This is a genomic window from Lacipirellula parvula, from assembly GCF_009177095.1.
In the GTDB taxonomy this organism is placed as follows: Bacteria; Planctomycetota; Planctomycetia; order Pirellulales; family Lacipirellulaceae; genus Lacipirellula; species Lacipirellula parvula.
In genome coordinates, this window is record NZ_AP021861.1 from 3,137,624 (window position 1) to 3,152,046 (window position 14,423).

Annotated in this window: 11 protein-coding genes; 8 read left to right on the plus strand and 3 right to left on the minus strand. The window is 62.6% G+C overall.

Features of this window, described 5'->3' with window-relative positions:
* Positions 1 to 111: 111 nt before the first annotated feature.
* Genes PLANPX_RS12405 through PLANPX_RS12410 form a run of 3 tightly spaced genes read left to right on the plus strand, consistent with a single transcriptional unit; the run spans position 112 to position 2,443 of the window.
* Positions 112 to 1,800, plus strand: coding sequence for a sodium-dependent transporter (locus PLANPX_RS12405; RefSeq protein ID WP_152099041.1), 1,689 nt, complete (start codon positions 112 to 114; stop codon positions 1,798 to 1,800).
* Entirely contained in the window at positions 1,797 to 1,961 is a 165-nt protein-coding gene (locus PLANPX_RS27290; RefSeq protein WP_172992018.1) for a hypothetical protein, read from the plus strand. Before PLANPX_RS12405 ends, PLANPX_RS27290 begins: the two co-directional genes overlap by 4 nt.
* A 47-nt stretch (positions 1,962 to 2,008) precedes the next feature.
* Positions 2,009 to 2,443 (plus strand): DUF2721 domain-containing protein, encoded by a 435-nt coding sequence (locus PLANPX_RS12410; RefSeq protein ID WP_172992019.1) that lies wholly within the window; start codon positions 2,009 to 2,011, stop codon positions 2,441 to 2,443.
* 108 nt (positions 2,444 to 2,551) lie between these two features.
* Here PLANPX_RS12410 and dusB read toward each other — a convergent pair whose 3' ends face one another.
* A complete protein-coding gene (gene dusB / locus PLANPX_RS12415; RefSeq protein WP_152099043.1) occupies positions 2,552 to 3,604 on the minus strand; it encodes a tRNA dihydrouridine synthase DusB in 1,053 nt (350 codons plus the stop codon).
* 76 nt (positions 3,605 to 3,680) lie between these two features.
* On the minus strand, positions 3,681 to 5,036 hold the full coding sequence (locus tag PLANPX_RS12420; protein ID WP_152099044.1) for a hypothetical protein: 1,356 nt from the start codon (positions 5,034 to 5,036) through the stop codon (positions 3,681 to 3,683).
* Between the two features lie 691 nt (positions 5,037 to 5,727).
* Between PLANPX_RS12420 and PLANPX_RS12425 the strand changes: the two genes are divergently transcribed.
* The 3 genes from PLANPX_RS12425 to PLANPX_RS12435 all read left to right on the plus strand — a co-directional run bounded on the left by PLANPX_RS12425 (position 5,728) and on the right by PLANPX_RS12435 (position 9,132).
* Positions 5,728 to 5,985, plus strand: a complete 258-nt coding sequence (locus PLANPX_RS12425; protein WP_198421882.1) for a hypothetical protein — start codon at positions 5,728 to 5,730, stop codon at positions 5,983 to 5,985.
* 319 nt (positions 5,986 to 6,304) lie between these two features.
* Positions 6,305 to 7,477, plus strand: a complete 1,173-nt coding sequence (locus tag PLANPX_RS12430; protein WP_172992020.1) for an FG-GAP repeat protein — start codon at positions 6,305 to 6,307, stop codon at positions 7,475 to 7,477.
* 281 nt (positions 7,478 to 7,758) lie between these two features.
* Positions 7,759 to 9,132, plus strand: a complete 1,374-nt coding sequence (locus PLANPX_RS12435; RefSeq protein WP_152099046.1) for an SBBP repeat-containing protein — start codon at positions 7,759 to 7,761, stop codon at positions 9,130 to 9,132.
* Positions 9,133 to 9,440: 308 nt separating this feature from the next.
* Here PLANPX_RS12435 and PLANPX_RS12440 read toward each other — a convergent pair whose 3' ends face one another.
* Positions 9,441 to 10,322: a PEP-CTERM sorting domain-containing protein gene (locus tag PLANPX_RS12440; protein ID WP_152099047.1), complete on the minus strand. Its 882-nt coding sequence runs from the start codon at positions 10,320 to 10,322 to the stop codon at positions 9,441 to 9,443.
* A gap of 661 nt (positions 10,323 to 10,983) precedes the next feature.
* On the opposite strand from PLANPX_RS12440, the gene PLANPX_RS12445 reads away from it, so the two are divergent.
* Together PLANPX_RS12445 and PLANPX_RS12450 are read left to right on the plus strand one after the other, a co-directional pair.
* Positions 10,984 to 13,206 carry a carboxypeptidase-like regulatory domain-containing protein gene (locus PLANPX_RS12445; protein ID WP_152099048.1) on the plus strand — a complete coding sequence of 741 codons (2,223 nt, stop codon included), beginning with the start codon at positions 10,984 to 10,986 and terminating at the stop codon, positions 13,204 to 13,206.
* A 107-nt stretch (positions 13,207 to 13,313) separates the two neighbouring features.
* Complete coding sequence (locus tag PLANPX_RS12450) at positions 13,314 to 14,399, plus strand: alkene reductase (protein ID WP_152099049.1); 1,086 nt, start codon at positions 13,314 to 13,316, stop codon at positions 14,397 to 14,399.
* Positions 14,400 to 14,423: the final 24 nt, after the last annotated feature.

Below are 14,423 nucleotides of genomic sequence, written 5' to 3' on the forward strand. Positions count from 1 at the left end.
ATGCCTGGTTGCGTCAAACCGAATGGGCGTAAGTGATTGACCTGCCGAGGCTTATCGTATAAAAGCGGGCCTACCAGCTGCCTATTTTAAAGCCCTCGACGAGCGACGCCCATGTCTGAGAAGCCAGGCGGTGAACAGTGGACCTCCCGGATGGGGGTGATCATGGCCGTGGCAGGGTCGGCCGTCGGAATCGGCAACTACCTGCGATTCCCGGGACTGGCGGTGGAGCATGGGGGCGGGGCGTTTATGCTCCCCTATTTCGTCGCCTTGCTCGTGCTTGGCATCCCCCTCTCCTGGGCGGAGTGGACAATGGGCCGCTACGGCGGCATCCGCGGGTTCAACTCGGCGCCGGGCATCTACAGCGTCATTTGGCGGCACCCAGCGGCCAAGTACTTTGGCGCCCTGGCGTTGATGATCCCGCTGATCGTCTACATGTATTACGTCCTCATCGAGGCGTGGTGCCTCAGTTATGCGATCGACTATCTCACCGGCGACCTGATGACCGGACACGGCGGGCGGATTGATCAAGTCATCGCCGGGATGGACGTCGCGGACGACGGGGCTGAGCTGAGTTCCGCCACGAAGGTCGCCGCGTTCAGCAAGTACTTCGACGAGTTTATTGGTGCCGGCCAGGATGGTTCGGCCATCTTCGGCGGGCGGGGCGTGTGGCTCGTCATTCTCACGTCGGTCTTTCTGCTGAACTTCGCCTGCATTTACCGCGGGCTGAGCCATGGGATCGAGAAGCTCTGCAACATCGCCATTCCGGTGCTGTTTGTCCTCTCGTTCGCGGTGCTGTTCCGCGTGCTGACGCTCGGCACGCCCGACCCCTCGAAGCCCGATCAGAACTTGATGGCCGGCCTGGCGTTCATGTGGGAGCCAAACGAAGAGGCAATTGCGGAACTCAAGAATCCAAAAACCTGGCTTGACGCGGCCGGGCAGATCTTTTTCACGCTGGGCGTCGGGTTCGGGATCATCATCAACTACTCGAGCTACCTCCGCCGGAAGGATGACATCGCGCTGAGCAGCCTCACCGCGACCTCGATCAACGAATTCTCCGAGGTCTGCCACGGCGGCCTCATTACCATCCCGGCCGCATTCGTGTTCCTCGGCATCGGCGGTTTGGCGGCGACGAATCTTGATTCGACGTTTGCGGTGGGCTTCGTCGCCCTGCCGAACGTCTTCGACGCGATGTGGGGTGGGCGGCTCTTCGGCTTCATGTGGTACTTCATGCTCTTCACGGCGGCGATTGCGGCGTCGGTGTCGATGCTGCAGCCGTGCATCGCGTTTCTAGAAGAAGGTTTTGGGTTGAAACGCCGCGCATCGGCCGCGATCCTTGGCGGCGTCTCGGCGTTTGGCTGCGTGTTCGTCCTTTATTTTTCGAAGGGAAGCGTGGCGCTCGATACGTTTGACTTCTGGGTCGGCACCTTCCTCATGTTCATGCTCGCCTTGGTGCAAACCATCCTTTACGGTTGGGTGCTCGGCATCGAACGCGGGCACCAAGAACTCCATCAGGGCGCCAACTTGAATGTCCCCTACTTCGTCCAGTACGTGCTGAAGTACGTGACGCCGACGTATCTGATCACTGTCTTGATCGCCTTCATTTGGCTGAAGCTAGGATCGCAGCTGGAGACGGTCGGCAAGAGCGTCGTCGCACAGTTGTCGCTGGCGATCATCGCGATCTTGCTCGGCGGCCTGATGGTGATGACGTGGAGCGCTGGGCGGCGGTGGAGCCGCGAAGGGCGATTCAAAGGGCTCGATGCGATCGGCGAGCAAAGACTCGAACCGGGAGAGACGCGATGAATCTGGCTGGCTGGGCGATCATGATCGTGTCGATTGGTTCGGTGTGCGCGCTCTCGGCGTTCTGCTTTTACCGGCTGTTGATGCTGCCGCCGCGGGAACTGCTAGAGCATGAAAAGGCGCCGCTCGACATTGATACGCGCGATACGGATGAATCGCGGTAGTTGCCGCTCATGCGTGCGATCGACCCCTGCATGGATGTAACACGACTGTGCCGCTCAACGAACTGATTCCTGTTCTGCAGACCGCCATCGGCCCGGTGATTCTTATCTCCGGCATTGGGGCGCTGCTGCTCTCAATGAACCATCGGCTGGGGCGGATCATCGATCGGTCGCGGAATCTCGTCGACCTGCGGCGGACGGCGAGCGAGAAGCGGCTGCTGCGGATTGAGCTGCAGCTCGGCATCTTGTGGCGGCGAGCGCGGATCTTGCAGAAGGCGATAACCTTGGCGGTGACGACGGCGCTGCTGGCCGTGACAATCGTGATCGTGCTGTTTATCGGCACGCTATTGGTGCTGCCGATTTCGGTGGTGATTGTGATCTTGTTTAGCGCGTGTCTGGCGTGTTTGGCGGCTTCGCTGGGGTTCTACCTGAAAGATATCAACCTCTCGCTGCGAGCGCTGGCGCACGAGCTTGATCAGGAGTAGGCGACGCCTGATGCTCGTTCTAGCCCCGGGCTCCGCCCAGGGGTGGGCATCTATTTCGATTGGCATCGTCGCGCGTGGCGTTACGACACCCCCGGGCGGAGCCCGGGGCTAGAGGGGGAAGTAGCGTTCGACGACGTCGAAGAATTCCTGCGGCGTCGAGATCGTCGCGACATACTTGCGGAACTCGCGGGCGCCGGGGCGGCCTTGGGCGTAGCAGCAGGCGTACTTCCGCATCAGCACGCTCGCCTTCTCCTCGCCGAAGCGCTCGCAGACGAGCTGATAATGATGGAGCATCAGCTCCTTTTGTTCGGGGAGCGTCGGATCTGGCGGGATCGGCTCGCCGCGCACCGCGGCGGCGGCTTGGGCGTAGAGCCAGGGTTTGTTGAGCGCCGCGCGGGCGATCATCACGCCGTCGACGTCATAGCGCTTGAACGCATTAACGACCTTTTCGGCCGAATCGAGGTCGCCGTTGCCGATGAGCGGGATCCGCTTGAGATGCGGCTTGATCGAGCTGATGCGATCCCAATCGGCTTCGCCGGTGAACATGTCGGCGGCTGTGCGGCCATGCACGGTGAGCGCCGAGGCGCCGGCGCCTTCGACAACCTGCGCGACGTCGATCGCATTGATCTGATCGCGCGTGCAGCCGAGGCGGATCTTCGCGGTGACTGGCGTCGGCGCGCAGGCGGCGACGACGCGCTCGATGATTTGTCCCATCAGCTCGGGGAACCGCAGCAGGTAGGAACCGCTGTGGGCCCGCTGCGTTACCTGCCGCACGGGGCAGCCGAAATTGATGTCGACGACGCTCACCTGGTATTCGGTGGCGAGGCGGTGGCCGACCTTGGCGAGCGTTTCGGGCTCGTTGTCCCAAATTTGCACGGCGAGCGGACGGGCCTCGGCGGCGACGCCCCACAGGCGGTCGGGGTGTTCGGCCTCGTGCTCGTCCATCCAGACGAAGCCGCGGGCGTTCACCATCTCGGTGGCGAGGAGTCCGGCGCCGCCGAACTCGCGGACGATCTGGCGGAAGGCGTAGTTGGTGAACCCCGCCATTGGGGCCTGCAGGATCGGCGGGTCGACCAGCTGCGTGCCGATGTAGAACGGCTTCGCCAGCGGACGCGGGAGGTCGGCGAAGTCGATCGAAGTTTCGGTCGTGGCGGCTGGCATGATGTGCGAAGAGCCCCCGGGATGAACCCGGGGGCTCGCTAGTTGCTGTGTAAAGGTTGCTAATTCACTCGAACGCTTAGTCGCGGTCGAGGACTTCGCGGAGGCGGCGGACGACGATCGAGCGCTCGCGTTCGCGGCCGAGGAGCCGTTGCAGCGGGCGGCGGACTTCCTGGTGACGTTCGGCGAACGTCGACGGGGTTTCGTCGTTCTTCTTTGTCGCTTCAGCGCCTTCGGTCGGCGTCACCGGTTCGGTCGCGGCGACCGGTTCGATGCCGCCTTGGCCAAAGTTCAATTGATCGGTCGTCGTTGAGACGCGGATCATCATCGCGACCAAGCGATCGGCCGGCACTTCCGCCGGGGCGGCGAGTTCCGTGTAGGCAGCGATCTCTTGGTTGTACTCGCGAGCGCGAGCGACGAACGCGCGACGTTGCAGCGAGAGCAACTGTTGCGCGGCGAGCAGGTCGCTGCCGTCGCCTGACGGGTTGCGGTTGGCGCTGACCAACGCGCGGAAGGCTTCGGCGTCCTCAATCGCTTGGGTCATGTCGCGCAGCTCGGCGTGACGGAGCGAGAGGACTTCAGCGAGTTTCTTCGCCGTGAGGTCTTGGCGTTGGGCGAAGATCTCTTCGTACTCAGCGTTGTAGCGACCGCAGTGGGGAACGTCGGCCGGGAGGGGGAGCGAGCTTGCCCCGCCGCCGAGGAGAGTGTGGAGTTGCAACTGAGCGGATTGAGCGGCCTTCTTCGCCAGTTCCACGCGGTTGGCCAGTTCCGTGCCGCGGGCGTCCCACTGTTGGCCCGGAATGCTGACGCCGGCGCGCAACGTGGCGAGTTCTTGCGTTTCGAGCAGGGCCAGATAGTAGTCAGCCGTGGCGGCGGCGAGGTCCCAATAGGCTTTGGCCCGTTGGGTCTGGTCTTGGCGGGTGCGGGAATCGCGGACTGCTTCGCCGAGCGTGACCGGCGTGCCGGTGAGCGTCGCGGCGGCAGGAGCCTTCATCAGGTCCTGCATCATCTTCGAGGGTTTGGGACCCTTGGTGAGAAGCGACCGTTGATCGGTGGCGGCAGGTTCCAGGGCTGCGGCAGCAGCTGGGGGCGTGTGAGCTGCGGCACTGGCGGCGGGACCGGCAGCAGGGCCGAGCTCAGCGGCTGCGGAGGCGGCGGGAGCGGGCGCCCCAAATGGGTTGCCGGCAGGCGTCGGCTCCGAGGCGCCGGCGGGCGGGGCCGCCATCGTCGGGGCGGGCGACCCATCGAACATGTTCTTCAGATCGGCGTGCGCGTCGGCGGCTTCGGCGGGAGCAGCGGCGGGTTGGCCTGCCTCGGCCACGGGGGCCGATTCGGGGGCTGCGGCCGCGGCGTCGGACTCGGAGTAGCGGCCAGTTTGAGCGTGGGCGACATGCCCGAGACAAGCCAGGGTCATCCCGGCGAGAAGCAGCCTCATCGTGTAAATCCTCCGTCGGTGGTCGGCGCCGGCGTGGCGGGCGAGGTTCGTAGGCAGGCGGGCGAAGTAGGCGGGCGGGCGAAGTAGGCGGGGGGTGTCCGAATCCCCGGAAAGCAGAAGGTATTAGGGTCGCACGGGGTGGGCCGGGAGTCAATCGTTTGGCGGGCTTCCGCGGGGAGAGATTGGGGCTGCGGTAGGCGTTTTGTCGGACTCTGGGTGGGGTAGGTGGTTCGGGCTAAGTTCTGGCGCTGGCTTGACCGGCGGAGATGTCGTGTCGCGTGGCTCGAATCGGTGAATGCGATTTTAGGCGACACTAAGAAATCGTTGTTAAGTTGTTTCTTTGCATGAGGTTGCGATGCTCTGTGTCGCCTTTGATGTCGCATTCGAGGCGACATCAGGGACGACGCGACAGGTCGACGGCTGCGGCATTGGTGAACCCGTTTCAGGGAGCTTCCCATCGGTGCGGTAGTGTGTACGGGTGTTCATTTTCTGAAGTGGCGCGGCCAAATGCAAGTCGCAAAATGCTATATTTGCTCGGCCCAGGCCTCCTCCCGGAGAGGAGCGCGTTTTCGGAACGCGGATACAATGTCTGCCGCGGTGGGGGCGGAACCCGGCGACTGCAAACGAAACCTGTGACGCGAAGCCGATGAAGAGCAATCCTCCACCCGCCGCCACTCCAGAGGAGCCCGCCGTGCTGGCGGCCTCAGGGTCCAAGTCGTGCGTGCAGAAGCATGGGGCCGTGGCCGTGGGGGCGCAGGCCTCGGGGGCGATGGCGATTGCCGCGTTCACCGTCGGCGCGCTGGCCGTGGGGGCGGTGGCGATCGGGGCGCTCGCGATTGGCCGCTTGGCGGTGAAGCGGCTGACGGTGCGGCAAGCTCGGTTCAATCGGTTGGAGATTGACGAGTTGTCGGTGGGGAAACTGCGGGTGCGCGAGATCATTACCGACTGATGGTAGTTGATAACGCTGCTTCGCTAGCGCCGTTAGGCTGACGCCTCTTGCGGCTGCGCCGCCCCGGTAGGCGGGTACGCCAAGCGGGGCTACCCGCTACGCGACGACCTGCCACCCACCCGCCAGTATCTTAAGTAGACAAGTTGGGCGAATAGACTGGAAACTCTCCAGTAAATCATCTCAATCAGCGTCGCTTGTTTCGCATCTCCTCGCAATGCGCCTCGGCAGCGTTTCCGAGAAAAAGTTGCATACGATAAGGTCCATCGGTAGACTGGCCGCATCGTGTGCCCGGAACACCCACGAGAAGAGGATTCTGCTAATGCGCTCAAGTTATCTTTCTTATGCCGTATTCTCGGCATTCATTAGTTTTTCTTTCGCAGTTGGGGCGTTCGCAGCGCCCCCCAGTCCGACGCCCCTGGCCACGTTTCACGTGCCGGGACTGGCGACGAACGATTATCTGGGGTGGAGTCTTGCCACCGACGGGCAGCGGGTGTTGGTTGGGACTGGCTTAGGGTCTGCCTACTTATACGATCCATTCACCCAGCAGCAGTTGGCGAAAGTGACGCTCCCGAGTGCAGATGTCGGCACTTCCGTGGCATTGCAGGGGGATAGCGCCGTTATTGCCGGGACTTTCGATACGTATGTCTACAACTTCGCAGATCTCACAAATATTTCGAAAATCAAGCTCACCCCGAGCGACTATCCCGGGACGCGAGTTGGGTTTTCCGTCGACATGAGCGGCGACGTCGTGATCGCAGCTGCTGCCAAAGACCCGAACAATGCGGCGATCGGCGGTGCAGCGTATTTGTTCGACCGCGTTACGGGCAATCAAATTGCGAGATTGGTCGCGAACGATGGCCAGGAGAACGACGGCTTCGGCGTTGCCGTCGCGATCGACGAAGGTCGCGCTGCGGTGGCTGCTCTGCAACCCTTATCTTCCAGCGGGGGCGCAGTCTACCTGTTCGATGCGGAACCAAGCACTGTCGGTAATCGACAGCTCGCGAAGTACGCTCCTGCTCCCGGCCTGCAAAGCCCTGGCCAGTTCGGATACAACGTGGACCTGAACGATGAGACGCTCGTCGCCACGCAGCCGTTCGGGCAATCATTCATTTGGCCGACTGCCGGAACGCCGGCGCCGTTGGCGTCCTCCTCTGGGAATATTCGTGCGGCTGCCGATGGAGTGAGCGTAAGTAGCGACTACGTCGCTCTGGGCATCGAGATCCAAGGATTGGTTCGGATCTACGACAAGACTGGAAAAACCGTAGGCATTCTCGCTCCGCCTCCAGGCAGTCCGATTGGTTTCGGATTGGCGGTTGCCATCGAAGGCGACTTGCTGGCTGTTAGCGCTGGTGGAGGCTCTCCCGCGGCGAGCACCGTGTACGTCTATCGCGTGCAGGACGTCCTTGTGGTGCCCGAACCTAGTAGCGTGGCGATGACGTTGCTGGGCGTTTGCGGGGTCGCCGCTTCAAGCCGACGCCGCCCCAGACGGTAGTTGGTAACGCTGCTTCGCTGGCGCCGTTGGGGGGATGCTTCTTGCGGCTGCGCAGCCCCGGCAGGCGAGCACGCCAACTCCTGCTCTAGCATGTCGACACTTCGCGGCGGCACGCCATCCAGCTCCGCTAAAATCGTTCGCATATTGCGGTCACAGGCATTAGATTACCGCTCCACCGCATGTTTCTATATCAGGCTCAAAATATGACAGTCGCGCCCACGGGCCGGCCGTCAGCACGGCGGCGGGATTTGAGTTGCGCAGGCTAACTAGGGAAATTGCTAATGTCTAACTTCTGGCGCAAAGCAGCGATTGTAGCAGTACTAATCCGTTTTCTTGCCGCAACGCCCGTCTCCGCATCGCCCGTGCTGGAGTGGTCTCGACAATTCGGCACTGCCGGTGAAGACCGTGCTTATGCCATCGCCACTGACCTGCTGGGAAATGCGTACATAACCGGGGACACGCGAGGATCGCTCGCCGCGCCCCTCTCCGGCATTAGCGACGCCTTTTTGAGTAAGTTCGATGCGAGCGGCAACCGAGTTTGGACGGCGCAACTCGGCTCCACAGGCGGCGAGCGAAGTTACGGCGTCGCGACTGACGGCGTCGGAAGCGTATACATCTCAGGCGCGACCGGCGGGTCGCTTAATGGTCCCCAGGCTGGTTTCGGCGACGCCATTCTCAGTCGATACACGACGGACGGAGTGCTGCTGTGGTCCAGGCAGCTTGGCACAGCCTCTGCCGACGTTAGCAACGCCGTGGCTGTCGACGGCATTGGCAACGTTTTCATTTCAGGATACACGGAGGATACATTCAACGGTCCTCACGTCGGGCTCCAGGACGCATTTCTCGCCAAGTACGACGTTGCCGGCAACAGAATTTGGACCAGGCAGCTCGGTACGAAGCAGCTCGATTCCAGTCTTGGCCTCGCCGTGGACGGCCTTGGAAACGTCTATACCACCGGCTTCACGGGAGGCGATTTAGTCAACGGCACGAATCACGTCGAACTCGATGCGTTCCTTGCCAAGTACGACGCTGACGGCAATCGACTTTGGATCAAACAGCTTGGGCAGCTTGTAGATACGACTACTGCCATTCGTAGCAATGGAGTGACGTATGACAATTTAGGAAACGTTTATCTGACAGGCTTCGTCGGAGGCGAGTTCGCCGGACCAAGCGCTGGAGTCGACAGCGCCTTTCTTTGTAAGTTCGACGCTAACGGCAATCTCCTTTGGAAGGCTCAACTCGCCGCCGGCGAGGGCGCTCAAGGCCAGGGCGTCGCCACGGACGGCCAAGGGAATGTGTACATCTCCGGGGCAGCTTCGGGCGACCTACAGGGACCTAGCGCCGGCTTGAGCGATATGTTTCTCAGCAAGTTCGACCAAGCTGGAAATCGCCTCTGGACGATGCAACTTGGCTCCGCGGAGACTGATTTTGCCAGCGGCGTGTCAGCTGATTTTCAAGGTAACGTTTACATCACCGGCTTCACGAGCGGAAGCCTCGGCGGCGCCAACGCGGGCGACGACGACATCGTCATCGCCAAGATTCGCGACACCGTCCCTGAGCCCAGCGCCTGTTCCCTGAGCGTTGCCGCGATCGTCGCTTTGATCAGTCGGAGTCGGCGAAGTTCCGTTAGAAAACGCGACGATGTTTTGCGTTAACGCAACCGGATCGTGCTGCGGAACATGTGGTTGCAGTCAATGCGGGAACATGATTGGCATATCGCTCGACAGCGCGATTGGCGAGCAATGACGAATCGGGCGAGTCGCGGACCGTGCTGATCTGGCAGGCGAGTTTGATGCCTCTCGCGGCTGTGCCGCCCCGGTAGGCGGGTACGCCAACCGGGGCTATCCACTCCCCCAATCATGTTGGCGATTGGCGGCGACGTGGGGCCACCGCGACCGACGGTCGCGGCTTTTTGCGGAGGCTGGGGGGGCGCTTGACGGTTCGCTCGTCGGCTAGTGCCGATTCAATTCGTACGGCGTCGCGACTGGAGGACGATGCTCAGTAGCGCCAGTCCCACCATACCGACGCTCGTTGGTTCTGGTACGAGCGACCAGCGAATCGCGAAGCTATATCCATCTGTGGTGAATCCCCAGCCAGCGATGTTGCCCAACTCATCGACGTCTGTCGCCAGCGAAAACAAGAAGTTCGGTCGCGTCTGTTGCTCGAGGATACTATGCAAGTCAACGACGCTGTCCGCGCTTCCTCTCCAAGCTAGAGCTCGCGCGTGGAGGCCATTGCCGACCCCCCCGCTACCAACCTGCCACTCTCCTGCAGTCGCTTCAGCCTGCGTGTAGGCAAATCCAGGCGGATGAAGGTTGACAACGCTGTTCGCACTGCCATGCCATAGCAGCGCGTTGCTTTGGGGCGGATCGCTCGATGTAGATCCGTACCCAACCTGAGACGTCGCTCCGCCTCCGTTGGCCCTTGTGCGCGCGAAACCATCGGGATGGAGATCGACGACGCTATCGGCAGTTCCCTTCCACAGCAATGCGTGCTCCACGAACTGCGACTCGCTTGGTCGGACGATGCCCCAACCTGTCTGGCCGCCGCCTTCGCCATCGCAGGCGTATGTCTCCGAATAAACCGGTACGTGCAAGTCAACGACGCTCTCCGCAGTTCCTCGCCATAGTAAGGCGTGATACGGTGCGCTCCCGTCAGTCGGCACGCCTGCTCCTACTTGAGAGGATTCGTCGACGCCGTTGGCGTCCGAGTAGCTATAACCGAGGGGGTGGAGGTCAACGGCGCTTTGAGCCGTCCCATGCCACAGGAAAGCATGGCGTTCCCCCCCAGCGAGTTGCCCGTAGCCAACTTGCGAATTGCCGTGAATGTCGCTTGCAAACGACAAAGCAAACCCGGCTGGATGGAGGCTTATCGGGGACGCCGCCGGGCTGGGCCAGATTGTGGCCTCATTGTACGAGCTGTAGAGGGAGCCAATCGTCGCATTGCCATACACTCCCCAGCCAGCTCCGAGTTGCGAAGTTTGGTTTAAGAGATGCACTCGGTAGGTCGCTGCGCTTAGCTGGCTACACAATGCCGCTGCGAGCAGGAGGGGCACTCCCGCGAACGTGTATTTCATTAGTCTGCATCACTTCTGTTCAGTCGATTGCCTGGCGGTTTTGAATGTAATAGACGTGGATGTCCTCGTGAAGTGTTCTGCGCCGAGCAGACGACTGCCGACTCGCTTCATTGCTCTCGTGATTCCGTGACGTCTTGGCGGCGATCCGCTGTTCGCCGAGCATGGGGTGGTTGGGGCGGGGATTATGGGGTGAACGACGCGGTTCCGCCACCCCGGTAGGCGAGTGCGCTAACCGGGGCTACCTGGTTTTCGATGTCGGGTGGATCGACGCCGATTTTTGACGTCGCTTGGTGGGGCTTGGCGGCTACGTGGCGGCCACTGCGACCGGCGGTCGCGGCTTTTTGCGGGGAATGGGGTGAACGGTTGACGGTTTGCGCGGTTGTCGGCGAGATTGAGGAGTGGCTTGTCTTTCCTGGCGAGGAGTTTCGCGATGCTTGCTCGGTGGTTGTGCGGCGCTGGCGTGCTGGTGATGCTTTTGTGCGGCGTTGCCATCAGCGCTGAGTCGCCATCGAAGGCGGGCGGCGCGACTGTCGACGAACGCGATCCGGACGATCCTCGCTTTGCCGGGAATTTTCGCGGGGTCGTCAACGGGCCGGATGGCCAGCCGTTTGCCGGGGCGCGAGTGTATCTCATGCCGTATGACGAGGCGTTGGCGCCGTACGACCAGACGCTGAAGCCGGAGGTGGCAGGGCTCGGGCCGGTGCGGGCGGTGACGGACGAGGCGGGCCGATTTGAGTTCGAGGCGCCCGACGCGACGTTCGTCGATCTTGACTCACTGCCGTCGCGGCGGAATGGCCTCCTCATCGTGACGGCCGATGGCTACGGGGCTGACTTTCGCAACTATCGCGGGCGGATCGACTCGGCCCTGCCGACGGCTGCGGAACGGATCGAGCGGAACTATTTTGCCTTTCAGTTGGCGGCGGACGACGTGCCGATTCGCGGGCGACTATTGGGAACCCATGGACAGCCGCTCGTTGGAGCGCGCGTCCGGTTGGGGAGCGTCACGATTCCGCCGGAGCGCGACCTCGACGCCAAAATCGCTCAGATGAGGAAAGCGAGCGTATTTCATTCGCCGCCGTTTCCGGGACAGGTCATGTACCGTCCCGACTTGCTGCCGGGCGTGACTGCGGAGGCGCGCACGGATAACGACGGCGAGTTTGAACTCAGCGGGATTGGCGCCGACCGTCTGGTGCGACTGGAAATCACAGGGGCTGGCGTCGTCACCACGCAGATGGCCGTGATGACCCGTGAAGGCGACGACGTAGGAACGATGCTCGATCCGGATAGCAGGCCGACGCAACTTGTCTCTGCCGCCCGCTTCACACGGATTTGTGAGCCGGGACGAACGATTACGGGACGAGTGATCGACCGCGAAACGAGGCAGCCGATCGCGGGAATGCGGGTGGGGAAGTCGCTCGGGAGGCCTCGTGACGGCGTTGGCTACGGCGTCGTCCTTACCGACGCAGATGGCAAGTTTCAGTTGGCTGGATTGACGCCTTCGAGCGACGAGGTGTGTATCACTGCTGCGTCGTCGCCGGGGATGGCGTACGAATCGGGCGAGGCGACTGCGAAAGATGACGGGCCAGTGGAGATTGAGTGCCGGCGCGGGATTCCGTTTCGATTGAAGCTTGTGGATGAACTGGGAAAGCCGGTCGAGGCGCGAGTCACGTACGCCGACGTCGGCCGCAATCCTCTGGCGCAGAGCCCCTCATGCAATCCCTGCCGGCAGCCCTATAGCGTCGCGATCCGCGACGCGACGGGAAGCTATCGCGGCTTCGTTGAGGCGGGCCCTGGCGCCATTTTGGTGGAGGCGACGGATGGCGTCGCGTACCATGCGACGGACGTGAAGCCCAGCGAGTTCTTTGCGGCGGAACTCGCGAAGCTCTCGCCGAAGTGGCAAATCGAGGCTTTCGGGACGAGCCGAGTTCTCTACAGTTCCATTGGCGGATTGGATCTCGATTCCTATCCGGCGATGGTGCTCGTGAATCCTGAAGTGGATTCGCCGCCGTTAGAACTAACGGCGACGGTTGTGTGCGACGTTCCGCAGCGGGTTGAGCTGGTCGATGGCGACGGGCGGCTTGTCGAGGGCTGCAGGACGCAAGGGATGACGCAGCACTTGTACGATGCGGAGACGCGACCGCGGGGCGGAGCCTTCGGCATTCGCGGCTTGCATGCGGAGCGCGCGAGGCGGATTACGTTCTTTCACGAAGATCGCAAGTTGATCGGGTTCGTGCTCGCCCGCGCCGGCGTCAAGGAGGTGATTCGCCTACGGATGGAGCCGTGGGGGACGATCACTGGACGCCTGCTGGACGAAGCGGGCAAGCCGCTAGCTCGGCAAGGCATTCTGGCGGGCAGTGCGCTCGGCGAGTTGAATCTGGATCCCAAGATCGGCGAGCGCGGGTACGTGCACACCGATGACGCGGGGCGATTTCAGATCGACGAACTCGTACCGGGGCAACGCTACGACGGCCGCTTCTATCGCGAGCCAGGGAAGCCTGAGCAGACGGTGTTCGAGGGGGTGACGCTCAAGCCGGGCGAGACGATTGACTTGGGCGACGTGCAACTGAGACCGATCGGTGTGGCGCGGGTGCGCACGCATGGTGCTCAAGCTCCCGCGGTGCTGTTGGCCGCGCGAGCGCATCGCAGTGAGTGACGTGCGCGTCGCGGTGCATGCGAGCATCTCGCCCTACTAGGTTCAGCTTCAATTCACTAAACTAGGAGAAAGGCAGGCGGCGGCACCTTCGAGAACGAGCATTTACGATGAGCGATAACGACGCGTTGTTTCAGCCGCTGCAGGTCGGGGCGATCGAGTTTCCGCATCGGATTGTGATGGCGCCGTTGACGCGGGCGCGGTCGACCGACCGCGTGCCGAACGAGATGATGGCCGAGTACTACCGGCAGCGGGCCGGGGCGGCGCTCATCGTGACCGAGGCGACCGCGATCAGCGCCGAGGGGTATGGCTGGCACGGGGCGCCGGCAATGTACACCGACGAGCAGGCGGCCGGCTGGGCGCGCGTCGTCGCCGGCGTGCACGAGGCGGGCGGCCGGATTGTGCTGCAGTTGTGGCACATGGGGCGGGTGTCGCATCCCGACTACCAGGCGGGCGGGGCGGCGGCGGTGGGGCCGAGCGCGATCGCGGCCACGGGCGAAGCGCACACGCCGACGGGAAAGAAGCCGTACGTCGTGCCGCGGCAGTTGACGATCGGCGACGTCAAGCGAATCGTCGGCGACTATGCAACGGCGACGCGGCGGGCTCGCGAGGCGGGGTTCGACGGCGTCGAGATTCACGGCGCCAATGGTTACCTTATCGACCAATTCTTGCGCGACGGTTCGAACCAGCGCCGCGACGAGTATGGCGGTTCGGTTGAGAATCGGAGTCGGTTTCTACGCGAGGTAATCGAAGCGGTGACGGCGGCGTGGTCGGCCGATCGAACTGGCTTGCGGGTAAGCCCGACGATGAACGGGCAGGGGATGTCGGACAGCGATCCGATCGGACTCTATTCGTACGTCGGCGAGATGCTGAATCAGTACGGGCTCGCTTACTTGCACGTGGCGGAGTCGATTCGGCCGGGGCGGTTGTTCAACGCGGACGCGCCGCGGGTGACGCCGTCGATTCGCGCGGCGTATCGCGGCGTGCTGATTGCCAACGGCGGCTACGACAAGCAAACCGCGGCCGCGGCGATTCGCGACGGCGCGGCCGATGCGATTGCATTCGGGCAGCCATTTATCGCGAACCCCGATTTGCCGACGCGGCTGCGAAGCGATGCGCCGCTGAATGAGCCGAACGTGGCGACGTACTACTCAGAGGGTGCGGCGGGGTACACGGACTATCCTCTAATGCCCTAGTCAATATGCGACACCGTTAGACAA